The organism is Paenibacillus residui (assembly GCF_042677205.1).
Taxonomy (GTDB): domain Bacteria; phylum Bacillota; class Bacilli; order Paenibacillales; family NBRC-103111; genus Paenibacillus_L; species Paenibacillus_L residui.
In genome coordinates this window covers 39,079-62,301 of record NZ_JBHTIU010000031.1, presented here as the reverse complement: position 1 = coordinate 62,301, position 23,223 = coordinate 39,079, and the positions used below count along the sequence as shown (strand labels likewise).

Genomic DNA, 23,223 nt, shown 5'->3' with positions numbered 1-23,223 from the left:
CCGCACATTTATTCAATTTTGACTAAGACAAGCGTCATTTTAATCAATTACTTAACGAATCAGTGACCGGCATAGCGATGCCTGCTGGATGATAAAGGAAGGCAAGCTTTTCGCTATTGGGGCCCCCATCAGCTATTGATCCAAAAGCCTCGAAAAAGGGGATAGTCCCTTTTGGACCATCCCCCGACAAGGTGCGCCGCAGACGAACGAATCTCGGCACGTCAAGCCTATTCCATCCATTCTGCCCATTGCTCGTACAGCTGCTCGAGGTGCACTTTTTTCTGTTCCAGGTCGTTGTTCTTCTGCTGTACGAGGACGTAATCGTTAAAGATTTCCGGCTGAGCGAGTTCCGCCTCAAGATCGCTTATCTCCTGCTCGACCTTGGCGATCTCCTGCTCCAGTTGTTCCAGCTTGCGCCTGCGGGTGCGTTCCTCCCGTTTGGCTATTTTATCCGCTTCATAATCGTTCTGTGGTTCAACAGGCTGCTGTCGGCCGCCGTTCGTGGGCTTCTCTTGTTCGCTTTCGGCCTGCAGCTCGGCAAGCTCCTGCTTTTTCTCCATATAGTCGTCATAATTCCCCAAATAACCGGTAATCCCGTCGCGGGACAGCTCGAGAACGCGCTCGGCCATTTTATTCAGAAAGTACCGGTCATGGGAAATAAACAGCAAGGTTCCCTCATAATCGATCAAAGAGGCCTCCAGCACTTCCTTGCTGAACAGATCGAGATGGTTCGTGGGCTCGTCCAGGATTAGGACGTTGGCGTTCAGCAGCATCAGCTTGGCCAGGGAAACCCGTGCTTTTTCCCCTCCGCTTAAGGCGGAAATTTTCTTGAACACATCTTCCCCGCTAAACAAAAAGTTACCAAGCACCGTGCGGATACGGGCCTCTTCCAAATGGGGGAAGGCATTCCACACTTCCTCAAGGACGGTATGATTGGGATTAAGTCCTGACTGGTCCTGATCGTAGAAGCCGATAGTGACGTTGCTCCCCCATTCATAGGTTCCCCGCTCCTGCTTCAGTCGGCCGGTAATGACTTTCAGCAGAGATGATTTGCCGACCCCGTTAGGGCCAATCAGAGCCACGGTCTCTCCCCGATTCAGGTGCAGGGAGACATTCGTGAACAGCTCATGCCCATCGTAAGCAACGGCTATTTGGTCGGCGCGCAGCACTTCCTTGCCGGACGTTCGATCGATTTCGAAGGAGAAGGAGGCTTTCTTTAAATCGCCGAGAGGCTTGTCCATCCGTTCCATTCGTTCCAATGCCTTCCTGCGGCTCTGGGCACGTTTGGTCGTGGAGGCACGGGCAAGATTGCGCCGGACGAAGTCTTCCATTCGGGCGATTTCTTCCTGCTGTTTCTCATAGTGCTTAAGCTGAACGGCATAGTCGGCTGCCTTGATCTCGATATAACGGGAGTAGTTCCCCGTATACCGGCGGGAAGAGTGCCTCTCGATTTCATAGATCGTCTGGACAAGGGCATCGAGGAAATACCGGTCGTGAGAGACGACCAGAATCGAGCCCGGGTAGCCCCGCAGGTAATCCTCAAGCCAGGTTAGTGTAGCGATATCCAAATGGTTGGTGGGCTCATCGAGCATCAGCAAGTCGGGCTCCTGCAGCAGAAGCTTGGCCAAGGCAAGTCTTGTCCGCTGCCCTCCGCTTAAGGTGCTCACCACGGTGTCCGGAGGGAAGTCTCCGAAGCCCATCCCATGTAGAACCCCGCGAATTTTCGCTTCCATTTCATAGCCGCCCTGCTCGCGGAAAGTCTCCGAACGGGCCGCATAACGATTCATGGTTTCTTCATAAAGCTTCTCATTGTTCAGAAGCTCGGGATCAGCCATGCGGACTTCCAGTTCGCGAAGCTCTTGCTCCAGCTCCAGCAGATGAGAGAATACCGTTCTCAGCTCTTCATAGAGGGTCCGTTCCGAGTTCAATCCGCTGTTCTGGGCCAAATAACCGATCCGTGCCTCTTTGGATTTGAACAGTTCCCCGCTGTCATAGGAAAGCTCGCCGGCCAGAATTTGCAGAAGCGTTGATTTGCCCGCTCCGTTCACACCGACCAGGCCGATTCGTTCCCTTTCCGAAATTTGCAGGGAGATGTTGGTGAGCACAGGGCGAACACCGTAATTTTTACATAAATTTGAAGCTTGAAGCAGCATTTATATTAACCTCCGGAATAGATACTTGCATCGGGATAACTACTATCTAGTTTAACTGATGGATGGGCTTCGGACCAGTACCGGAAATCGTCGGTTCAGAAAGCGGGAGGAGTGCCGGATAATCGAAAGAGGGGAGGGTCTTCCAACCAAAAGTGCTTGGCTGCCGCCACGGCCTGTATGTTATTTGACAGTTGATATTGACTGGATAGCGCTCTTTCGGAAACGGCTCCAAAGTAGCTATTCTTCCATATGGCCGTTATGCTACAATTAGTCTACAAGATCAATCGAGGACAAGAGGGGCATGCATATATCATGACCGATATGGACCGGAAACGGCGGCTTCGCCGGGAAGCCGAGGCGCGGCGATCCGGCCTCGCCGAATCCGAGCGCCGTTTGAAATCCGAAAGGATCTGCCAAGAGGCTATCCGGTATTTAACGGAGGAGTCTTCTTTGTTGTCGGAGGGACGGGCATTATTTACTTACCTCCCCTTCCGAACGGAGCTTGATGTTACGCCGATTATAGAATGGGCCTGGGGCCGGCATATTCCCGTAACCGCTCCGCGATCTAACCCGGTTAGCAAGGAGATGGAGCCGGTCATGATCTCTTCCATGGAGGAAGTAGAGGAGAACGGCCCTTGGGGGATCCGGGAGCCCAAGCCGGATTGCCCGGTATGGACGAAGCTCGACCGGATCGGATGTATTCTTATGCCCGGCCTGGCCTTCGATGCCTGCAGGAGACGGTTGGGGTACGGCGGCGGATTCTATGATCGTTTTCTCTCCCGGTACGGGCGGCAAGGATTGATGATTCCCGTCAGGCTGGCTCTGGCCTTCGATGTGCAGATCATTCCGGAAGTGCCGGAAGAAGAGCACGACTACAGGGTGGACGTTCTGATTACGGAAAGCGCCGTTATCCGCTAACCGACAGTACAGGTGTTGATTGCGGCGCCCGTTATTTATATGATGGAAGAAACCGGTCTTGCCTCTAGGCAACGGCCGGACAGGAAGTTCCGAAGCGAAAATCATCAAACAGTTATGGAAGAGGAGGAGCTCTCATGCGCTGGAAAGTGGCTATTCTTACCGCCAGTGATAAAGGATCCAGAGGCGAGAGGGAAGATACCAGCGCCCAGGTTATCCGTGAATTGGTTGAGGAAGAGATGAACGGAGAAATTGTGGAGTACCGAATTGTTCCCGATGAATTGAAGGAGATTATGGCGTCATTGATCGAGATGACCGACTATTATCAAGCGGATCTTATCTTTACGGCAGGCGGCACGGGACTGGGTCCGCGGGATGTCACTCCCGAAGCGACGCTGCAGGTCGTAGACAAGCAGGTTCCCGGCTTGGCGGAGACCATAAGAATGAAGTCGATGCAGAAGTTTCCGGAAGCCATGCTGATGAGAGGTGTGTGCGGGATCCGCGGATCGACTCTAATTATCAATTTGCCGGGACATCCGGAAGGTGTTCATGAGGGAATGAGAGCCATTATCGAACAGCTTCCGGCAGCACTGAATGCTCTCGGCAGGAAGAATAAAGAAATAATGTAGCTTTAGCATATTCTGGTCATGATTTGTTCAATGGACGTTCATATTTTGTTGATTGTACATCCAACAGGGTTGGGGGTATAATAGAATCAATTATTGCGGCAGACGCCCAGGAATGGTTTGTCTGCAGATATGATTGAAAGAACTGCGGATGCTTTAACCGGCATCCCCGGTGCAAGATATAAAGCAGAGAGGAGTTGCAGAGGATGTCAGGAATCGGAACTACTGGAATTATATTGATTATTCTGGTCGCGCTCCTGTTGTTCGGACCGAACAAGCTTCCCGAGCTGGGACGGGCCTTCGGCAGAACGCTTAAGGAATTCAAGAACGGAGCGAAGGATATTATGCCGGACGATGATCAGCCCAAGCGTAAAGAGGTGTATCAGGAAGATACCCAATCTCGCGCTTCCATGTCTGAAGACTCCGATCGCACTCGCGATACGAAAAGACTCCCGGACTGATCCGGGCTGCGGTTTTTCGTGCTGACGCATAAGGTTTAAGTTCAATCGGCCCGGCACTGATTCTGCTGCAGGTCATGAAGGCGGGTTGGACAGCCTTCACAGAGAGAAAGATCGGTTGGTGAAGCTATGCAGGAAGAATCGATGACCCTGGTCGAGCATTTGTCTGAGCTGCGCAGACGCTTGATCTGGGTAATTGTTGTTTTGGTCATCGCGATGATCGGCGGCTTCTTTGCGGCGATTCATCTTTTGGAATATTTTAAATCGGTGCCGCCCGCTTCGGAGATTGAATGGAATGCTTTCTCCCTGTGGGATGGTATCCAGGTTTATATGCAGTTTGCTTTTATTATTGCTCTTATTGTGGTCCTGCCCTTTACTTTGTATCAGATTTGGGCTTTCGTCAGACCCGGCCTGCGGGAAGTGGAAAGAAGGGCTACCCTGAGGTACATCCCGTTTACGGTTGTGATGTTCCTTCTTGGGCTTGCTTTTGCTTATTTTATTGTGTTCAAGATGGCCTTCATGTTTACATCTTCTGTTAACCGGAGCATCGGGTTGACGGAAACCTACGGGATCATACAATATTTTTCTTTCATGTTTAACATTTTGCTGCCGATTTCATTGCTGTTCGAGCTTCCCATCGTCGTCATGTTTCTGACCAAACTGCGAATTCTCACCCCCCCGCGTCTTCGGAAAATGCGCAGATACGCCTATATGATACTTGTGATTGTCGGTACGGTAATTACTCCGCCGGATTTGATTTCCGATATCCTCGTTATCATTCCGCTGATTCTGTTATACGAATTCAGTGTTTTCCTGTCGGGCATGATCTATCGCAAGCAGTTGGAGAGGGACAGGCAGTGGGAAGAAGAATTCGGAGATTGATTCACATAATTGAATGGTATGGAAGCCAGGGAAGGTGCCCTGGCTTTCTTTTGCTTGGATTATAGGAATGAGGTCATTCGGGATGGCCGTAGAAGATTAGCCGATTGCCGAAAGGGTCCGTAACGCTAACCTCTAAAGTACCCCACGGAGTTGTTTCCAGCCCGGGTTTGGCATATGCGTAATTTTTGGACAGCAATCTTTCATGAAAGGCGGCAATGTTCTCAGTTTGAATACGAATAGCAGAGCCCGGACAACAATCCCCATGATGTTCCGAAAGGTGAAGGACGGTTTGGTCACGGGAGACCTGCATGTACAGCGGGGCTCCTTCCTCAAACCGGTGCTCCCAATCCAATTGGAATTCCAGGAAAGAGAGATAGAACTCTTTAGCCTTATTATCTTCAAAGATTCGCAGAATAGGCGTAACCGATGTGAACTTGCCGTTTAAAGAATCCATGAAAAAAGCCTCCTCATTTTCAAGATAAAATCTTCGGCCTCAATCGTATTGTAGCGAACCTAAAGAGGGAAATAAACCGGGTGCGGCATCGTTTGAAAAATGAGGTGGAGCAATGGAAAACGCTTCAAATTTCCTCGGCTGAAGGGCTGAGGCCGCGGAACGTGTTCTTTTTACTCAGAGCGGCAAAAAAATATGAAATTTCCCTCAAAACTACTTGCAAAAGCATTGGAAAATGTTTATGATAAAAAGTGTTATTAGCACTTGAATCGAACGAGTGCTAATTCGGCTACATAGGCCGCTAAAGCAAAAATTAAAGGAGGCTATTTATCCATGATCAAACCGTTAGGCGATCGCGTTGTTATCGAAGCCATTGCTAAGGAGGAAACTACTGCTAGCGGTATTGTTCTGCCCGACACGGCTAAGGAAAAGCCGCAAGAAGGCAAAGTAATTGCAGTAGGCAGCGGTGCGGTGAAAGACGGGGAACGCATTCCTTTGGAAGTTAAAGAAGGAGACCGTGTACTCTTCTCCAAATACGCTGGTACCGAAGTGAAATTCGAAGGCCGCGAGCTACTGATCATGCGTGAAAGCGACATTCTCGCTGTATTAGCTTAAACCTGATAGATATCGATTCGTTTCGACGTTAGAGAAAGTAAATTTTTTGAGTACCTATTGAAATAGGAGGGTTTATAACATGGCCAAAGACATTATGTTTAGCGAAGACGCACGTCGTGCGATGCTCCGTGGTGTAGATGCTTTAGCAAATGCTGTAAAAGTGACTTTGGGTCCTAAAGGGCGCAACGTCGTTCTTGAGAAAAAATTCGGAAGCCCGTTGATCACTAACGACGGCGTGACCATTGCGAAAGAAATCGAGCTGGAAGACGCTTTCGAAAACATGGGAGCTCAATTGGTTAAAGAAGTAGCAACCAAAACTAACGATGTAGCCGGTGACGGAACGACTACCGCTACCGTATTGGCTCAAGCGATGATCCGCGAAGGGCTGAAGAACGTTACTTCCGGCGCTAACCCGATGGTTATCCGCAAAGGAATCGAGAATGCGGTTAAAGCAGCTGTAGAAGAGCTGAAGAAGATCGCCAAGCCGATCGAAGGCAAGAACTCTATCGCTCAAGTTGCCGCTATTTCTTCCGGCGACGAAGAAGTTGGCCAACTGATTGCAGAAGCAATGGAAAAGGTCGGCAACGACGGAGTTATTACCGTTGAAGAATCCAAAGGCTTCGCTACCGAATTGGAAGTCGTGGAAGGAATGCAATTCGACCGCGGTTATATTTCTCCTTACATGATCACGGATACGGACAAGATGGAAGCTGTTCTGGAAGATCCGTACATCCTGATCACTGACAAGAAAATCTCCAACATCCAGGAAGTTCTTCCTGTATTGGAGAAAGTAGTTCAGCAAGGACGTCCGTTGCTGATCATCGCAGAAGACGTTGAAGGCGAAGCTCTGGCTACCCTCGTAGTCAACAGACTGCGCGGTACATTCACTTGCGTAGCTGTTAAAGCTCCTGGCTTCGGAGATCGCCGCAAAGCTATGCTCGGCGACATCGCTGCATTGACCGGCGGTCAAGTGATCACGGAAGAGCTCGGCCTTGAGCTGAAATCGACCGGCATCGAGCAGCTTGGACGTTCCCGTCAAGTTCGTGTTACTAAGGAAAACACGATCATCGTGGACGGTTCCGGCGACAAGAAGGATATCGGAGTTCGTATCCAGCAAATCAGAACCCAATTGGAAGAAACTACTTCCGAATTCGATAAAGAAAAGCTGCAAGAGCGTCTGGCTAAATTGTCCGGCGGCGTAGCTGTCATCAAAGTTGGAGCAGCTACCGAAACCGAACTGAAAGAGCGCAAGCTGCGCATCGAGGACGCCCTGAACTCTACTCGTGCTGCAGTAGAAGAAGGTATCGTATCCGGTGGAGGTACTGCGCTGGTTAACGTATACAATGCTGTAGCAGCTGTAGATGCTTCCGGCGACGAGAAGACTGGTGTAAACATCGTTCTTCGCGCACTGGAAGAGCCGGTACGCACCATCTCCAGCAATGCTGGTCTGGAAGGCTCCGTTATCGTTGAGCGCCTGAAAGGCGAGAAAATCGGCGTAGGCTTCAACGCAGCAACCGGCGAATGGGTGAACATGATCGAAGCAGGAATCGTAGACCCTGCGAAGGTTACCCGCTCCGCACTGCAAAATGCAGCTTCCGTAGCCGCTATGTTCCTGACCACCGAAGCTGTCATTGCCGACAAGCCTGAGAAAGATAAGCCGGCTATGCCTGACATGGGCGGAATGGGTGGCATGGGCGGTATGATGTAAGTCGTTCCGTAAAAACCTTGATACACCAAGGATTGTCACTTAGAATGTGAGCGGAATTATGATTGCGAACCCCCCTCTAATTAATGAGGGGGGATTTTTTTTGCAGCTCTTTATTATTTGTCCACCTTATTCTATGGTATTATTAGGAAAATGTCTTTGGGACAATATAAAAGGTAGTGATTGTAGTGGCCTTATTCCGTACATACCACCCACAGCCGCCTTTGTCGGGTTTTATTAATATTTTTTGGTTATATAAAGGTTACAACCCGCCTCATGAAATGGAGCGTGTATTTCCAGACGGCTCCATTGAAATGATTATCAACTTAGAAGAAAATTTGATTAAAGTATACGATCAAAAGAATCATAATCGGTTCAAAAGCTTCCGTGGAAGCCTGATCTCTGGTCCGAGATCAGAATTCGCCGTAATCGACACAGCCTGCCAAGCGTCAACGATGGGTGTCCATTTTAAGCCTGGCGGTGCTTTCCCATTTCTGAAGTTGCCAGCCAATGAATTGTGCAATGAGCACGTCTCTTTGGAAACACTTTGGGGAATAAAAGCGGACCAAATGCGGGAACAGCTCATTGAAGCTAAAACGCCGCTTGCTAAATTTCAAATTCTCGAACAATATTTAATCAGGATGATGACCGGAGTATCTGAACACCATCCTGCTGTTATATTCGCAATAAGTAAATTCCAGGACTACCCTAGTCAGTGGAAAATTGCTGATGTTACTGCACGTATAGGCCTGAGCTCACGTAGATTTATTCAAGTATTCAAGGAAGAAGTCGGATTGACACCTAAACAATTTAGCCGTATTCAGCGCTTTCAGAATGTGCTCCGTCTCATCGAAGGTGGAGAGCAAGTGAATTGGATAGATATCGCTTTGTCTTGCGGTTATTATGACCAGGCACATTTTATCCACGATTTTCGGTCTTTTTCCGGCATTTGCCCAACAACCTATCAATCACTTCAAGGTAAACAAAAAAACCATGTTCCGCTTGATCAATAGGGTCATTTTTTTACAATACAACTCATTCCAATATGACTTAGAATAATTTTGATGCATAGTTCCCAATATGTGACCTGGTCTTTTGGGACGAACGCATTCAATTTTTAAGAAATGGAGGAATGTTTGATGACACCTAAAACAAAAGCCATACCAGAGGGTCATCACGCTGTGACACCTTACATGATTATCAAGGATGCAGCCGAAGCCATAACGTTTTACAAAAAGGCATTTGGGGCCACTGAATTGATGCGTATAACAGACGCCAATGGAAAGGTTCGGCATGCGGAGATCAAGATCGGTGATTCGCCAATCATGATCGTTGACGAGTTTCCGGAATATCCGATAATGCAGAGTCCGAAGTCTCTTGGAGGGGCTACGATGCATATTTTTCTTTATGTTGATGACGTAGATGCACTTTTTGCACAAGCTATTGATGCGGGTGCAAAGGAACTGGAGCCTGTAGAAAATCATGTTGAAGGGGATCGACGTGGAGGAGTAATGGATCCTTTTGGACACATATGGTGGATCGCAACACATATAAAGGATGTGCCCCTTGAGGAACTATAATAACACTACCTTGATTTAAGTTGCTAAGACAACATAATAGAATCCCATCCAATTCTACTACGGTTGGTTTGAAATTAATCCGGTTCACCCCTTTAGGAAAATTACCCGAAGGGGTGTTTGTATGTCTAAAGAACCGATTGTGTCACTTTGATTTCTAAAAAAGGTTATCCCACATTTCTTCATTCCACTTAGCTAAGTAAACTACTTTCTGTGATACAAATCATAGTCGATTAATGCGGAATTGGGGAAGCAACTTTTAAGGTATTGATGAAATATGGATTGGAAAGGTTGACAGTAAGAAAAATAGCAGAGGAAGCAGGTTTAACTATAGGGGGCGTACAATACTATTTTTCCAATCAACAGGAGCTATATGTGTATATGTGTATATGTGTATGCTATGGAGTTATTGTTAAAAAGGGGTGAGGAGAGGATCCCGTTCTATCCAAGAGGGTGATGACGTATTTAAAGGGGTTATTAAAATGCTCAAGCAATTGATCCCGTTAAAGGACCCTGAACAAAGGATGGAAATTGAAGCGTGGTTCAATTTTGCTGTAATGGCAATGAAAGATGAAAAATTAAGTGAATATAACGAACAAATACGTCAATCAACAAAAGAATTTATGAGATATATGATTGAGGTTCTTGCTAAGAATAATCTTTTAAAAGACCATCTGAACATAGACGAAGAATCGGTCGGCTTATATACTTTTATAGACGGATTAACCCTTCAAGCCATTTTTTATCCGTCTCATTTTGATGAAAGCATAGTTGAAACTTACATCGGTAATTATTTTAGTAAGCTATGTTATGATAAATAGAAACTCGGTTTCCTTCTAACTAGCTATAGAAAGATTGGAAGACGTTGAAACGAAGTACAGGGATTTACGTATTTTCTAAGAGGGAATAAATGATATGTTTCCCCAGTGAAGGTGTGAGATAAATGACAAAGAAAACGGTATCCCTATTTGCTTTATCATGTATGCTGTTTATCATCGTAGGACCTTTTGGTGCTTGGATGGTATATAAACAAGCACAACCCCCGGGCCAGTTTTCCAATCAAGTCATTAATCCTGGTGAACCCTTTTCCTCAACTAGACCATCGAAAACCGTAGCAGTGTGGGGGACTCCGGCTAATCTGGATATTCAAGGAGTACAATGTAAATTAGAAGATGAACAGATTAAATTAGAGAAAGAAAGAACAACTGCTGATATCAAAGGAACAGAAACTGTTTTGTTATTTGATGGCGATTATACAGTGTTTGATCGCATGTCCTGTGAGGGTGGAGGATTAGGGCAGATTCATATGTCAACTAGATTTCCAATGGATAAAGCCCGGACGTTCATGATGGCTTTACTTGTCGCGACTCCTATAGTGGGCGGGTTCGGAATCGTTCTATTCAGGCGTACCAGATTATCCAGATAAGGATACCGTTATATAGCCGGAGGGATTTATAAAATTAACATGTAGAAAACAATTATAGAAAGGGCCAAAATCTCTCTATGACAACAAAATCTAAAAGAAATGCTCTTATCGTTATTTCTGTATTCATTTTGCTGTTTCTTCTCAAGGAATTTGTCTGGGACAAATATATCGTCAATCCAACGGAGTGGGACGCTCTGAAAGAGAAATCCGGGCAGCCCGGTACTATGGTGGAGGTTGATGAAGACAATAAATTGGCCGTATTGTATCCCGGGAATGGCTTTCACATTTACCTGGTATCCAAAGGATATTGGGGCTGGTCAATTCATGATGAAATCGCTATTCCAAATGAAAGCAGCGGCGATCCATTTACTGCCCAAATAAAGTCGTTAAAACAAAAAGGAAAAGATAACCTGGATATCATCCTCATCCTCAGTCGGGATAAAGAAATCGATCATTTCATCGCTTTCGATGAAAGTGGCGAGGAGTATCGTTTTAATAGGACGATCAATCGAGAGCAGAATACCTATTTATATTATTCTATTAGGGAAGAAAACGTTCCCGGCAAACTGATTTACGAAGCTTATTCGGCCAACGATAAGTTATTATATAAAGAATAAAAGACAAATCTTCATATAAACTGTCACAGTGTAGTAGAAATATTACTTCTGGGGCAGTTTTTTATTATTCCATTCCCGGATGTTTCCGAAGGTGACCTCACCTATTCGAAGCATCCTTATTTATTTTGCAGGGGTTGGCATCATTAGTTGGTAAGGACAAAAGGCACAGGCTTATTTTTGACGGCATTAACGAATGAAGACACTCTAACCCGACGTAGGGTAATGGCACTAATATTTAACCTCATTTATGAGAACAACGATGCAGGCTTTTAGAACAGTTTTTTTCATACCATGGTTGGTTGTACGAGAATGGGGTAATCCATAAAATAGGTGTAATTATGGAGGATAGGAGAATTAATAGAATGGTAGATATTCATTGCCATATTCTTCCCGGCGTGGATGACGGCTCTCCTTCTCTGGAACATTCATTGCAAATGGCGAGAATGGCGGTGCGGGAAGGTATCGGGACAGTTATTGCAACTCCACATCATGCTAATGGGAAATATGATAACCCGGCAGGCAGGACACAGGAAAATGTAAAGAGGTTGACCGTAGAGCTGAAAAGGCAGGACATTCCGCTGCAGGTTTGTCCGGGCCAGGAAGTGAGGGTGTATTCCGATTTGATCTCGGATATGGATAACGGCAGCCTTTTCACATTGAACGGCTCTCGTTATTTACTGATTGAATTCCCGTCCCACCGTATTCCTCCTTCAATTAAAGAGCTTATTCATGAATTGAAGGTTATGCAAATTACACCGATCCTGGCCCATCCTGAACGCAATAAGGAAATTGCCGAGAACCCTGCCCAACTCTTCGAACTAATAGAATTAGGGGTTCTGTGCCAATTGACCTCCCATTCGATCACTGGCTTATTCGGCCCTGCTATTCGAAACCTGAGCTTGGACATGTGCAGAAGAAACTGGATTCATTTTATTTCTTCAGATGCTCATAACGTAACCCAAAGACCATTTTCCCTGAGAGAGGCCTATGCTGAAATCGATACCGAAATTGGGTCCATGTACTCATCTTATTATCAAAAGAATGCGAAAGCGATCATAGAGAACCAATCGATTTCGATCTGCTCGGAGCCAATTCCGATCAAGAAAAAATGGTACCGGCTCTGGTCCTGAAGTAATATTGTTCCACAAAATTAACTGTGCTAGTATTTGTTGTAATCTGCACAAGTCTCCTAATATATGGTTCGTAATTCGGATTATGGTAGATGGAGGATAAGGAGTTGAAGTTGATGGGTATGAAGAAGAAGATGCTGGTGTCTTCGCTAGCCGCGAGTTTTGTTTTAAGCTCGCTGCCTGTGCTGCCGCTCAGCTCACACGAATGGCCGAATAAGTTGGGAATCCAGAGAGCAGCCGCTTCAGACTTTTCCGAGCTGCCTCTACCAGAGCTGGCGGATAAAATAGCAGGCCAGATAAAGGAATTAACCAAGGATTTTACAGAGGAAGAACGACAGGTCATTAAAGAGTTAAGATCAAGATTGGCATCTCTGGACGCAGCCACAGCCAAAGCCTTGGTTGCACCGATCTGGGCCAGGCTGGAATCGAAGGCAGACGATAAGGTCAAATACCCGGACCTGACTCTGGACAACCTGGTTTGGTTGATTCAGAGAATGGCGGCAATTAACGATGAAACATTAATAGAGGATTTGGAAGAGCTGCATCGCGATCCCAAGGCACGCAAAATGTTCAATCAATTGTCTAAAGTGGCCGGCGTACCCGGCATCGGTATGGGAGATTTTCAACAATTCAGGAAGAAGGTCTATGACGAGCTGGAAGCTTTGGTCCGGAAGGAAATTCCTTCGCTGTTCGTAGCAGTGATCGAGGGCAGATTTAAAGAGGAAGCGGACAAGCTGGTGGATCAGGCGATTGAGATCGTTGTACAGCACAAAAGTTTGAAAATAAGCAAATTGCTTAGAGAGCTCAATGTGACCTCGGAAGATTTGAGGAAGACACGGAAATTATTCTCGGATATTCTTGATCCGGACAACAAAGTACAGCTGGCCGTGGCGGGAGTTCTGGTTCGTTCTCAAATCGAATTTGTGCCGCAAACAACGAATAACGGGAAAACTTTGACTCCAACATTGAGGCTGTTCGGCTATGAAATTAATAAATTACCATATCTGAGCTGGAAGGTAGTATCCGATAGCGAGATTTACGGGAAGGAAGGACGTTTTATTCTTCCGGATAATGTGGAATCAGCCAAAGCGGACATTGCCGCCACCTTGGAATATAAGAACATGAGTATGCTGATCTATAAGGGCACTATTGAGATGGGGAAGGGGATCGTAGCTCCTACAAATCCTCCCAAGCCCCCAAATCCTCCGGGGCCTCCGAAGCATCCAAACCCTCCGAATCCTCCCAGGCCAGGTGGGGGGAATGGTGGGGGAGGGTATTCACCAACGCCTCCCGTCCATAGGCCGGATGTGAGTAAGGCCATCGAATCAATCTCTAAAGTGATAGCCGGACTCGAATCAGCACCGGGTTCATACACCCGCAATGAAGCCAGGGGAAAAGCCAGGAAAGCGGTGGAGGAAGCGATTCGTGCCGTGGCTGTGGCGAAACTGAACGAAAACTTAAAGATAGAAAATGGCGTGGCCAAAGCGGATTATGATGTAGAGGACTTAAGGGACCTTCTGGAGGACGTCAAGGCCATCGCAAATGAAGCTAATGAACAGCTTAAGCAAACAAATCCGGATGCTGGCCCTGCCAAAGTTGTATTCACGCTTGATTTCGGCCAATTGGAAGAGGTATCCAGGGCCGAATTGCCTATCAAGAAGGAGCTTATGGATTTGGCCAAGGAATACGGAATAGATGCGATTGCTGTCCGGATTAACGGCCTTACTGCGACTTTCGATATGGAACAGTTGCAAGAGGACACCATTTGGAAAGTGGAAAAGCTGGATCGCCCAGCCACAGCGGCTCATCAAACCTTGGTCTCTGATGTCTATGAGCTGAGTTTTGATGCGGGCGGCAAGCCGCTCACTACGTTTAGTACACCTGTAGAGCTTAGATTTCCGGCTTCCCCGGGTAACCATGATCAAGAGCTCCTTGCTCTGGTTAAATTCGATCAGGGCAAGACTTTGGTAAAAGGAGGAATGTATGATCCGGATCAGCAGGCGTTGATCGTGGGCAATAAGGATTTCTCGGTCTATGGAGTGATTGAGAACCATGTTTCCTTCCATGATCTGGATGAAGTCAAGCAGTGGGCTGGCCGTCAGGTATCAGTGATTAGTTCTAAAGGGATTGTGGAAGGCCGGGCGGAAGGAGAATTTAATCCGCGGGATTTCGTAACACGTGCAGAGTTCGCCAAGATGATTGTTAAAGTGCTGGGCTTGGAGGATTCCACCGCTACGGAATCATTCTCCGATGTCTCTGATCAGGATTGGTTCCAGCCATACGTGGCTGCTGCAGTGAAATACGGTGTCGTTAATGGCCGATCGGAGGACAAGTTCGAGCCTAACGCGTACATTACCCGCGCCGAAATGGCCGCCATGGCTTCCCGGGCGTTGATGGAAGCCAGAGGTTATCAGATGACGCCTGACATGGAAAAGGCCGCCGAGCTATTTATAGATGCCGGTGAAGTTCATTCGACTCTTATGCCCGGAGTATCCCTTGCGGCTTATGAGGGGATTATTATAGGGGAAGAAAATCAGAGGTTCAACCCTAATAACAACTCGACAAGAGCCCAGGCCGCAGTGATGATCTACAGGCTCTTGAATAAGTAAACAGGTCCCGTCGAATAATTCCTCCTCTCCCCCAAGACTGAGAGGAGGAATTTGCTTAGAAGAAGGCTATTTGCAGCATTTAACAACCAAGGCCCATGGGGGTGGACAACATCAAGAAGCGGAAATGGAAGAAATGGTTAGGATGGTCGGCGGCTTTGCTAATCGTTCTTGTTGTAGGCGGTTATTTCGCCATGGATTATGCGGTCGACCGGATGCTCAGGTCGATCTCGGCGGGACTGGAGCTGGAAGCTGTGTCCCAACCGGGAGGACAGGATAACTCTCCCGACCGAACCTCTGATTCGGCAACGTCTGATTCCAAGGAAGGGGATAAGAATGTTCCGGTGTCGGGAACCCCAGTTCCTGAAGACAAAGGCGAGGCGGTCCCTGATCCAACTAGCGGCCCTGATTCTGGTGGCGCTTCCGACTCTGATTCCGGACAACCTCCTTCTTCCGGGGTTAAGGAGACTAAGGAAGAGGCTGCCGCTGACAAAGGAAAATATCAGGCCAACATAACTCCGGATAAGGCGTCGAAGGCTCAGGAACAGATTACTTTGCAGGATAAGACGAAGGTGACCTCGGTTCTTCTCAAACGATTGGGCGCCTCAGACATTAAAACGCTGATGGACCTGGCTTCCGGCGGAATGTCGGTGGAAGAGAAGAGGGAAGCGAAGAAGGTGATATTGGAAAAGCTGAGCGAAGAAGAATATGACGAGCTTATAGCGATTGCTGCCAAGCTAGGCCTGAGCCAAGGGAAATCTTATGAAGACAGCTTGAAAGAATCGTCGTCTAAAGCCAGCAAGTAATTCCCCGACTCTATCTATTGGCGATACAGCTGCAGCATCTAAACTATTGTAAGGAAAGGTGAGACTTGTGAATAAACTGCGTCGAGTCCTTGCGTTGCTATTATCCATCGTACTATTCCTGGGAATGATGACCAGCGCTTCTGCTCAGCAGATCAGTGAAGAAATTCAGGTATATTATGCTCCCCTCAAATTTAAAATGAACGGGGAAAACATGAGGCCTCCAGAAGGGCAAGAGGGCTTTATCTATCTGGGAAGCACCTATGTACCCCTGCGGTTTGTCGCCTACTCTCTGGACAAAGCCGTTCTGTGGGATCAAGAAACCTATACCGTAACTATTCAGGAGCCCAGCAAGCAGGAAAAGGCCATGATTAAAGACTATAAGCTTAATCGGGTGGTCAGAACCCCCGAAGCTGCTTCAAGCGAGTCGGTAAGTCCGACCACGATTTCGGTTTATTTCGAGACAGTGCAATACATCTTTGATGGAAAACAAAAGTGGCCGGAAGAGGGCCTGCCAGGAATGATCTTCGAAGATACGTTGTATGTCCCTATCCGATTCGTCTCGGAATCTCTCGGGCTTGAGGTGAGCTGGGATCAAGACACCTATACAGTAACCATCGGGAAGAAGGAAACGCCGAAGAAACCGGAAGAACCAGCGAAGGAACCATCGGGAGAACAATCCGGGGAAACGTCCAAAGAACAAATAGACTTTCCTAGCCCACCGAATAGCTCCGGAGGTCCCGGAATACCTAGTTATGGCGGCGGCGGCGGCGGCGGAGGCAACAATGGCGGTTCCGGAGGTACAGGCGGTGGAGGAGGCAACAATGATGGCTCCGGCGATACAGGCGGCGGAGCGACCAAACCTTCTTATGAGAGCATAATCGGAGAGGCGGAGGCTCAAATAGGCAGCCTGCAGAGCAAGGCGGAGTCTGAACTAAGTGCGATCATTAACGAATTTAAACAAACCAGAGACAGCTCCCTAATTACGGAAGGTCAGAATAAGCTAAACGGCTTTGACAACGAATTTGATCAGATCATGAACAGCCTGTCTAACGAATTGAGCAGGAATGGGTATGACACCAGCGCGGTACAAGAGTATAGAGAGGAGTACGAGCGAATTAAATCGGAGAAGGAGCAGGAAGTGATTAACGACTTGCTGTCCTCTATGAGGAAAGGGAAGTAGGGGTAAGCGGGGGAAGCACAATAAGTGTAAATAACAAGATAAAGCCTCGATACTTCGGTATCGAGGCTTTGTGATAAGAGAATTAGTTAATGAAGCCTGCGTTGTTCAGAAGACGATTCAGCATCGCAGCTGCTTGAGCGCGAGTTGCATCGTTTCTAGGAGCAATCGTAGTGTCAGTCATGCCGTCAACGATTCCTGCTTTAACAGCAGCAGCCAGTTCAGCTTGACCCCACACGATGCTGTCCGCATCGGCGAATTTCGCCAACAGGGCATCTTGCTCCGTGCTGGATACTTTCACATCTTTACCGGCATAAGCCAGCGCTCTTACTACCATTGCGGCCAGTTCTTCGCGGTTGATTTGGGCATTCGGACGGAAGGTTCCATCTTCGTAACCATCAACAAGTCCGCTTTGAACTGCTGCGCTAACAACACCTGCGTACCAATCGCCAGATTGAACGTCAGAGAAGGTAGAGGAAGAGCTTGCGTTTGCACTCAGACCTAAGGAACGTACAACAATAGCTGCAAATTCAGCACGAGTAATGTTGCGCTCCGGACCGAAGCTTCCATCTTCATAGCCGTCAACAATCAGTTTGTGAGACAGAAGATCAACATAGGACTTAGCCCAGTGGGAAGCTACGTCGTTGAAGCTGATGTCCGTTTCGATTGCCGCGTAAACGCCGGTTCCGTTCCGCTTGATGGTAACTTTAGAGTTGTCTCCATCTTTGCTGAATACGGAAGGTGCGAAAGCCAGTTTATTCGAGTTGGACACAACACCAGTAGATTTGCTGGCATCTGCACTGCCTTCAAAGTTGATGGAGCTGTTAGTGTAAGTGTTGCCGAAGGAAGTAATAGCCTTCGTCTTATCTCCAGCTTCAGCCGTTACTTTGAAGTCGTACGGAGTAGCGATCAGCTTAGCATTCAGAGCTTTAACTGCATCTTCAATAGCTTTAAGTGCATCATCTTTAACTTCTTTCATTTCTACGCGGATCCACAGATCCTCAAGCTCTACGCCCATCTCTTTAGCCAGATCTTCAAGCTTGAGAGCTTTGATCGGAAGAGTGAAGGAAGTATTCTCGTTGTAGATGGTCAGAGTTTCCCCTTCAACCAGTGCGGAAGCCGGAAGAAGAACAAAATCGCCTTGGATTTCCAAAGATGCATTTTTGTTTTCTTTCAGCAGGTCAGCCAGTCTGTAAGCGTCGGCTTTACCGTTAAAATCAACGATGCTGCCTATCGGTCCGCCAAAGCCGCCGCCAGGGTAACTGCCGCCTGGATTACCGCCAGAGGTTTCTCTGTAAACCCAGTCAGATACTACATCGTTATACTGGAATTTAACTTTCTTGTAGGTCACATCAGTTATTGTACCATCGATGTTAAAGTACACAACATCAGTGACATTCTTAGATGTGTCCTTATTGGCGATAATATCTTTAATTTTGTTACCTTTTTCATCATAAACTGCAAGAATGACGGAAGATTCCCCTTTAAGAGCTTCACCAAGCTCTCCGTCAAAATAAACACTGCCGGTTACGTTTCCGTTCGCCTTATATGTAATCGCTCCGAATCCGGATGCAAAAGCAAGCAGCGGAGTAAGAATGGAAACGATCATAAGGGTCGCGAGAAGACCGGACATCTTTTTCATAACAGAAGCTTTAAACAAGTTCCTATCTCTCCCTCGCAATTGATTGTTTTTATTAGAAAGCATTGTATAGTTTCACCTCCTTTCAAGCGTAATCAAAATATTAAAAGTAATAGTATCATTATCCTTTAAAAGTATAGCATCTTTTCACAGCAAATGGTAGTTTCTGAGAAACAGATGATACTGGAATTTAGTCAAATTTTGTATTTAACAGATCTTCAAGATTTTTAGATTCTTGGGGATTTGCCGCGAAGAGCTTCCCTTTCAACCCGTCCTCCGTTTTCCCTTGTTTATGCAGGGCTGCAAGATACCATCTGGCAACAGTTTGAGCTAACGGTTCCTTCAAGTTCTCGGTAATTCCATGTCTCAATGCTGATTCCGCATTAGAGTAATCACCCTTGATATAATATATCTGTCCTGCGTATAAAGCAATAGCTTGAGTGACATTAAATTCTCTTCCCTGAAGTTGTCCTTCCGGCAAAGACTCCAGATGGTTTACTTTGGCAAGAACAGTATTATATAATTCGATAGCTTCATTCCAGTATTGGTCCGTGAGCGCAATATTTTTATCCAATCTGGACTGATTTCCAAGTTCGTACAGAATATGCATCTGAGATTCATACATCTCGATATCCCAAGGGAAAATTTCTAACCCTTCTATATTGACGCTGTGAGCCTCCAAAAAGTTTCTCTGTTCCATGAAAAAATTTAATTGGAATAATATCCCCAGTCGATGGTACGGCTCTGCTTTTCTAAAATCCTTAATAAGCTGAACGGCTTCTTGTTCCAAAGAAGGATCATTTATTTGTCGAAACACCTGCATCAAAATATCCTGCTTCAGATCAACGTAATCCGGATGATTGGGCTGCATTGACAAGGCTTTATCCACCGTAGCAATAACCTCGGTATATGGCTTCGCTTGCTGTGCTTCTGCAATAGCCTGATGATAATAGGTATTCCCAGAAAGGAGCCTGATTGACATGGTGATAAAGACTATGGCTGTAACAAGCGTTCCCCCGGAAATTATTTTCGGCAGATAACTTTCCCATTTGCTTAATCGATTTGTGAATGGCGCTGCTATCGTGTCAAAACTGGACACAAGTCCACCTAAGCATATGAAAACGACAATAGCAAGGTACGCATAACTCAGATTGAAATCGATAACGCTATGAATAAGCAATGAGATCAAAATAATGAGATATAGGACCCTGGCATCTTTCGTATCCTTGTCGCTTTTAAAGTAGTTTCTGCAATAGTTATACAAAACTAACCCAAGTAAGACGGCAAAAATGAGAAACCCGAAAATTCCGACTTCAACAAGATATTGCAGGAAGAAGTTGTGAGCTTGTTTGCTCGTGTAAGGATTGTTTTGATATTTCTCATAAAGTGCCGCCCAGCCGCCGCCGCCAGCTCCGAAAACAGGATAGTCTTTGACCAACTTCAACGAATCTGCATAGAAAGTTCCTCTCTCCAATACACTATGCTGTTGAAAATTAATATTGTCTATCCTTATTCTAATATTTTCAGGCAAAAGCTTGGTGATACCGGTATCCGTAAATAGAATGATTACGGCAATGGTTCCCAAGATTACGGCCCCAATCGGCAGAACAACAGGAGCATATCGCGATTTGATTTTTTTCTGTATTGTTTTTTCTAACACAGGAGTTAGATAATGATTCAACAAAGTTATGAGAACCGAAACAATAATTGAGGCCGCCGCAAGAATTCCCCAGCCTTTGAGCGATAAATTCGGGTTGAAACTATTTTGTAAGCTTGAACCGATCTCAGTAATCTTTCCAATAGTCAGTAATACGGCTACAGCGGATATCCCCAAGTACAGAAGCAGCTTGATCTGCCTTTCCACGGAAAAAAACAAAAGCAGCACCAGGAGCACGATAGGCAATATAACCAATCCTCCGCGGGAGAGAGTTAGCATGAAAGAAACAAGGATTGGAACCAGCATTAGAGAATGCAAAGCAACAGAATACCATTTGCGTGATCTGAAAATGAAAAGCATACACCCAAAGAGTAGAGCTATTAAATAGGCAGAATAAGTATTAGCGTATTGAAATACGGAAGTAAGTCTCAGGCCGTTGGAATCACTCATCACCGCATGTTTATAGGCGGGTAATCCTTTTAGGCTCGTGAAAAGTTCAGCAATTCCATTAGCAATTTTAAGATTGCCAAGCCAATTGAGCATACCGAAAATAACTATTAAATATCCGGATATTAATAAAGTATATTGCAGAATATTATTTCCAAGCCGGTTATTAGTAACATAAATGGCTAAAATAAAAAATGTTGCATACATCATATGCATGTACAGCATGTTGGCACCATAATAGTGAGATGCGGCACCAATTAAAGAGATTAAAAAACTTAACGGAACCAACCAAATGTAAATTACAAAAAAATCTCGTAGATTGCGATACTTATAGTTGAAAAATAAGTAAAAAGAAGTAATTAGCAATAAAATAGATGACCAAACAAAGGACGAATAGATAGGCCGATCGAAGTCCATGTTATAGCCATTAAACAGCCCCCTTTGAAACGGGGCCCACAGTAAAAATAAAACTGCAATGGCAATTAACGACCAGAATAAAATGGAATGAGAATCATTTGTTGCTAATGTACTTGAAGAGGATGATTTTCCTTTTGCTTTATGTTTCATTATCGAGTACTCCCTTTTTAGACGTAATTCTACAATATTTTATCACACATGAAGGGGGAGTGAAACTCGTTATGTCGAATGGTATACTATTACTGTAGTTTTGTTGGGAGTAATTTGATATTATGTACTGTGTTACATACGCAAAAGCAAATAATATAGGCTAAGGTGCTGCTGAATGAAAAGTCATATACAAAATTTTACTAAGTATAAAGATCTGCTTGTTGAACTAATACGTAAAGATATTAAACTGAAATATCGGAATTCTGCTTTGGGTATCGTCTGGAGTATGTTAAATCCTCTATTGTTAATGATCGTATTAACGATCATTTTTTCAGCTATTTTTAACAATACAATAGAAAATTTCCCGGTTTATGTACTTACTGGAAGGCTGATATATTCCTTCTTTGCTGAAGCAACAAATTTTGCGATGGATTCCATCCATGCCAATGGACAATTAATAAGGAAGGTTTATGTTCCCAAGTACTTTTTCCCATTTGCAAGAGTATGTTCATCTTTTATAACTACTATATTATCTATTGTTCCTTTAATTGCCGTTATGATCGTAACTGGCATGAGTTTTTCATTTATAAACCTGATGATTATTTTTCCGTTGGCATATGTTTTTCTTATTTCCTTAGGAGTAGGCTTGATTTTGTCTACGGTAACTGTATTTTTTAGAGATATTAAACATCTCTATTCAATTGTGCTTATGTTAGTTATGTACATGACTCCCATTTTCTATCCAAAAGAGATTATACCTCAGAAATATATGCCCATTATCGAATTAAATCCCTTATTTGAGGTTGTTGGAATGTTTAGAAATGTCTTGATGTACGGTAATTTCCCTACACTTGAATCCCATTTTATTTGTTTAATTCATGGCCTTCTATATTTCGTTGTAGGTCTATTTATTTTTTATAAAAAACAAGATAGATTTATCTTTCATATTTAATATAATGAATTGATGTTACACAAGTGAGAACAAATAAGGGCTTGTGGAGGCTTGTGAAATGAATGATATAGCTATAAAGTTGGAAAATGTTTCTATGAAATATAGAATGGCTAGTGAAAAAATCTCTTCAATTAAATATTACTTTATACAAAAGATGAGAAAAAAAATCTCTTATGTTGATTTTCACGCGCTAAATAATATTAACTTTGAAATTTATAAAGGTGAGGTATTTGGAATTGTCGGATTAAATGGCGCGGGAAAGAGCACCCTGCTGAAGATTATTGCAGGCATCCTAAAGCCAACAAGCGGAAAAGTAACTAAAAATGGCGCCATAGCCCCTCTTATTGAATTAGGAGCAGGATTTAATGGGGAGCTTTCCGGGCTAGAGAATATATATTTGAATGGACTTGTACTGGGTTATTCCAAAAAGTTTATTCAGGAAAAAGTCGATGAAATCATTGAGTTTTCCGAATTAGAGCAATTTATTCATACTCCATTAAAAAATTATTCATCAGGGATGAGGGCGAGACTAGGTTTTTCAATCGCAACAATTGTCCAGCCCGAAATTCTTATAGTGGACGAGGTCTTATCAGTCGGAGATCATAAGTTTAAAGAAAAAAGTGAAAACAAAATGATGTCAATGATTAATGGAGGAGCCACAGTGCTTTTTGTATCTCATTCGCTGGGACAAGTAGAGAAACTATGCAATAGAGTGGCATGGCTGGAAAAAGGACAGATTCGCGAAATTGGGGAACCCCAGCCGATCATCGAAAGGTTCAAGAACGAGAAATAAAATGTCAGATAGATGAAGGTGAAG

The 23,223-nt window shown here is 45.2% G+C and carries 22 protein-coding genes; 18 read left to right on the top strand and 4 right to left on the bottom strand.

What is annotated here, in order from left to right; all coding sequences use genetic code 11:
• Positions 1-227: 227 nt before the first annotated feature.
• The gene (locus ACFQ03_RS10335; protein WP_144934576.1) at positions 228-2,153 is read right to left on the bottom strand and encodes an ABC-F family ATP-binding cassette domain-containing protein; all 1,926 of its coding nucleotides are present in this window, start codon (positions 2,151-2,153) and stop codon (positions 228-230) included.
• 312 nt (positions 2,154-2,465) lie between these two features.
• Here ACFQ03_RS10335 and ACFQ03_RS10330 point away from each other — a divergent pair, with 312 nt between their 5' ends.
• The 4 genes from ACFQ03_RS10330 to tatC all read left to right on the top strand — a co-directional run bounded on the left by ACFQ03_RS10330 (position 2,466) and on the right by tatC (position 5,034).
• Entirely contained in the window at positions 2,466-3,071 is a 606-nt protein-coding gene (locus ACFQ03_RS10330; protein WP_379287962.1) for a 5-formyltetrahydrofolate cyclo-ligase, read from the top strand.
• A gap of 134 nt (positions 3,072-3,205) precedes the next feature.
• Complete coding sequence (locus tag ACFQ03_RS10325) at positions 3,206-3,697, top strand: MogA/MoaB family molybdenum cofactor biosynthesis protein (RefSeq protein WP_144934570.1); 492 nt, start codon at positions 3,206-3,208, stop codon at positions 3,695-3,697.
• 203 nt (positions 3,698-3,900) lie between these two features.
• Complete coding sequence (locus tag ACFQ03_RS10320; RefSeq protein ID WP_144934567.1) at positions 3,901-4,155, top strand: twin-arginine translocase TatA/TatE family subunit; 255 nt, start codon at positions 3,901-3,903, stop codon at positions 4,153-4,155.
• A 126-nt stretch (positions 4,156-4,281) separates the two neighbouring features.
• Entirely contained in the window at positions 4,282-5,034 is a 753-nt protein-coding gene (gene tatC / locus ACFQ03_RS10315; RefSeq protein WP_144934564.1) for a twin-arginine translocase subunit TatC, read from the top strand.
• A 73-nt stretch (positions 5,035-5,107) separates the two neighbouring features.
• Here tatC and ACFQ03_RS10310 read toward each other — a convergent pair whose 3' ends face one another.
• Entirely contained in the window at positions 5,108-5,488 is a 381-nt protein-coding gene (locus ACFQ03_RS10310) for a glyoxalase superfamily protein (RefSeq protein WP_144934562.1), read from the bottom strand.
• 330 nt (positions 5,489-5,818) lie between these two features.
• Here ACFQ03_RS10310 and groES point away from each other — a divergent pair, with 330 nt between their 5' ends.
• The 12 genes from groES (at position 5,819) to ACFQ03_RS10250 (ending at position 17,147) form a co-directional block, all read left to right on the top strand.
• Complete coding sequence (gene groES, locus ACFQ03_RS10305; RefSeq protein ID WP_144934559.1) at positions 5,819-6,100, top strand: co-chaperone GroES; 282 nt, start codon at positions 5,819-5,821, stop codon at positions 6,098-6,100.
• A 79-nt stretch (positions 6,101-6,179) separates the two neighbouring features.
• The gene (gene groL / locus ACFQ03_RS10300; protein WP_144934556.1) at positions 6,180-7,808 is read left to right on the top strand and encodes a chaperonin GroEL; all 1,629 of its coding nucleotides are present in this window, start codon (positions 6,180-6,182) and stop codon (positions 7,806-7,808) included.
• A gap of 185 nt (positions 7,809-7,993) precedes the next feature.
• A complete protein-coding gene (locus ACFQ03_RS10295; protein WP_379287957.1) occupies positions 7,994-8,818 on the top strand; it encodes a helix-turn-helix domain-containing protein in 825 nt (274 codons plus the stop codon).
• A 126-nt stretch (positions 8,819-8,944) separates the two neighbouring features.
• Positions 8,945-9,385, top strand: a complete 441-nt coding sequence (locus ACFQ03_RS10290) for a VOC family protein (protein ID WP_144941265.1) — start codon at positions 8,945-8,947, stop codon at positions 9,383-9,385.
• A gap of 240 nt (positions 9,386-9,625) precedes the next feature.
• Positions 9,626-9,808 (top strand): TetR family transcriptional regulator, encoded by a 183-nt coding sequence (locus ACFQ03_RS10285; protein WP_379288033.1) that lies wholly within the window; start codon positions 9,626-9,628, stop codon positions 9,806-9,808.
• Between the two features lie 56 nt (positions 9,809-9,864).
• Positions 9,865-10,203, top strand: a complete 339-nt coding sequence (locus tag ACFQ03_RS10280) for a TetR family transcriptional regulator C-terminal domain-containing protein (protein ID WP_379287955.1) — start codon at positions 9,865-9,867, stop codon at positions 10,201-10,203.
• A 122-nt stretch (positions 10,204-10,325) separates the two neighbouring features.
• Positions 10,326-10,808, top strand: coding sequence for a hypothetical protein (locus ACFQ03_RS10275; protein ID WP_379287953.1), 483 nt, complete (start codon positions 10,326-10,328; stop codon positions 10,806-10,808).
• A gap of 77 nt (positions 10,809-10,885) precedes the next feature.
• On the top strand, positions 10,886-11,425 hold the full coding sequence (locus ACFQ03_RS10270) for a hypothetical protein (protein WP_379287951.1): 540 nt from the start codon (positions 10,886-10,888) through the stop codon (positions 11,423-11,425).
• A gap of 362 nt (positions 11,426-11,787) precedes the next feature.
• Complete coding sequence (locus tag ACFQ03_RS10265; RefSeq protein WP_144941273.1) at positions 11,788-12,555, top strand: tyrosine-protein phosphatase; 768 nt, start codon at positions 11,788-11,790, stop codon at positions 12,553-12,555.
• A gap of 116 nt (positions 12,556-12,671) precedes the next feature.
• Entirely contained in the window at positions 12,672-15,164 is a 2,493-nt protein-coding gene (locus ACFQ03_RS10260; RefSeq protein WP_379288031.1) for an S-layer homology domain-containing protein, read from the top strand.
• A 101-nt stretch (positions 15,165-15,265) separates the two neighbouring features.
• Entirely contained in the window at positions 15,266-15,967 is a 702-nt protein-coding gene (locus ACFQ03_RS10255; RefSeq protein WP_379287949.1) for a hypothetical protein, read from the top strand.
• Positions 15,968-16,034: 67 nt separating this feature from the next.
• The gene (locus ACFQ03_RS10250; protein ID WP_379287947.1) at positions 16,035-17,147 is read left to right on the top strand and encodes a copper amine oxidase N-terminal domain-containing protein; all 1,113 of its coding nucleotides are present in this window, start codon (positions 16,035-16,037) and stop codon (positions 17,145-17,147) included.
• Between the two features lie 82 nt (positions 17,148-17,229).
• On the opposite strand, the gene ACFQ03_RS10245 is transcribed toward ACFQ03_RS10250, so the two are convergent.
• Both ACFQ03_RS10245 and ACFQ03_RS10240 read right to left on the bottom strand, forming a co-directional pair.
• The gene (locus ACFQ03_RS10245; protein ID WP_379287945.1) at positions 17,230-18,849 is read right to left on the bottom strand and encodes an S-layer homology domain-containing protein; all 1,620 of its coding nucleotides are present in this window, start codon (positions 18,847-18,849) and stop codon (positions 17,230-17,232) included.
• A 124-nt stretch (positions 18,850-18,973) separates the two neighbouring features.
• The gene (locus ACFQ03_RS10240; RefSeq protein WP_379287943.1) at positions 18,974-21,454 is read right to left on the bottom strand and encodes an O-antigen ligase family protein; all 2,481 of its coding nucleotides are present in this window, start codon (positions 21,452-21,454) and stop codon (positions 18,974-18,976) included.
• Positions 21,455-21,629: 175 nt separating this feature from the next.
• Here ACFQ03_RS10240 and ACFQ03_RS10235 point away from each other — a divergent pair, with 175 nt between their 5' ends.
• Entirely contained in the window at positions 21,630-22,406 is a 777-nt protein-coding gene (locus ACFQ03_RS10235) for an ABC transporter permease (protein WP_379287941.1), read from the top strand.
• Positions 22,407-22,464: 58 nt separating this feature from the next.
• Positions 22,465-23,199, top strand: a complete 735-nt coding sequence (locus tag ACFQ03_RS10230; RefSeq protein ID WP_379287939.1) for an ABC transporter ATP-binding protein — start codon at positions 22,465-22,467, stop codon at positions 23,197-23,199.
• The last annotated feature ends 24 nt before the right edge of the window (positions 23,200-23,223 follow it).

Bases quoted from the DNA above. Each gene is read 5' to 3' on its own strand.
- ACFQ03_RS10330 (WP_379287962.1), top strand. From the start codon at position 2,466: ATGACCGATATGGACCGGAAACGGCGGCTTCGCCGGGAAGCCGAGGCG.
- ACFQ03_RS10325 (WP_144934570.1), top strand. From the start codon at position 3,206: ATGCGCTGGAAAGTGGCTATTCTTACCGCCAGTGATAAAGGATCCAGA.
- ACFQ03_RS10245 (WP_379287945.1), bottom strand. From the start codon at position 18,849: ATGCTTTCTAATAAAAACAATCAATTGCGAGGGAGAGATAGGAACTTG.
- ACFQ03_RS10235 (WP_379287941.1), top strand. From the start codon at position 21,630: ATGAAAAGTCATATACAAAATTTTACTAAGTATAAAGATCTGCTTGTT.
- ACFQ03_RS10265 (WP_144941273.1), top strand. From the start codon at position 11,788: ATGGTAGATATTCATTGCCATATTCTTCCCGGCGTGGATGACGGCTCT.
- tatC (WP_144934564.1), top strand. From the start codon at position 4,282: ATGCAGGAAGAATCGATGACCCTGGTCGAGCATTTGTCTGAGCTGCGC.
- ACFQ03_RS10320 (WP_144934567.1), top strand. From the start codon at position 3,901: ATGTCAGGAATCGGAACTACTGGAATTATATTGATTATTCTGGTCGCG.
- ACFQ03_RS10275 (WP_379287953.1), top strand. From the start codon at position 10,326: ATGACAAAGAAAACGGTATCCCTATTTGCTTTATCATGTATGCTGTTT.
- ACFQ03_RS10335 (WP_144934576.1), bottom strand. From the start codon at position 2,153: ATGCTGCTTCAAGCTTCAAATTTATGTAAAAATTACGGTGTTCGCCCT.
- ACFQ03_RS10290 (WP_144941265.1), top strand. From the start codon at position 8,945: ATGACACCTAAAACAAAAGCCATACCAGAGGGTCATCACGCTGTGACA.
- ACFQ03_RS10230 (WP_379287939.1), top strand. From the start codon at position 22,465: ATGAATGATATAGCTATAAAGTTGGAAAATGTTTCTATGAAATATAGA.
- ACFQ03_RS10310 (WP_144934562.1), bottom strand. From the start codon at position 5,488: ATGGATTCTTTAAACGGCAAGTTCACATCGGTTACGCCTATTCTGCGA.
- groES (WP_144934559.1), top strand. From the start codon at position 5,819: ATGATCAAACCGTTAGGCGATCGCGTTGTTATCGAAGCCATTGCTAAG.
- ACFQ03_RS10240 (WP_379287943.1), bottom strand. From the start codon at position 21,454: ATGAAACATAAAGCAAAAGGAAAATCATCCTCTTCAAGTACATTAGCA.
- ACFQ03_RS10260 (WP_379288031.1), top strand. From the start codon at position 12,672: ATGGGTATGAAGAAGAAGATGCTGGTGTCTTCGCTAGCCGCGAGTTTT.
- ACFQ03_RS10280 (WP_379287955.1), top strand. From the start codon at position 9,865: ATGCTCAAGCAATTGATCCCGTTAAAGGACCCTGAACAAAGGATGGAA.
- groL (WP_144934556.1), top strand. From the start codon at position 6,180: ATGGCCAAAGACATTATGTTTAGCGAAGACGCACGTCGTGCGATGCTC.
- ACFQ03_RS10270 (WP_379287951.1), top strand. From the start codon at position 10,886: ATGACAACAAAATCTAAAAGAAATGCTCTTATCGTTATTTCTGTATTC.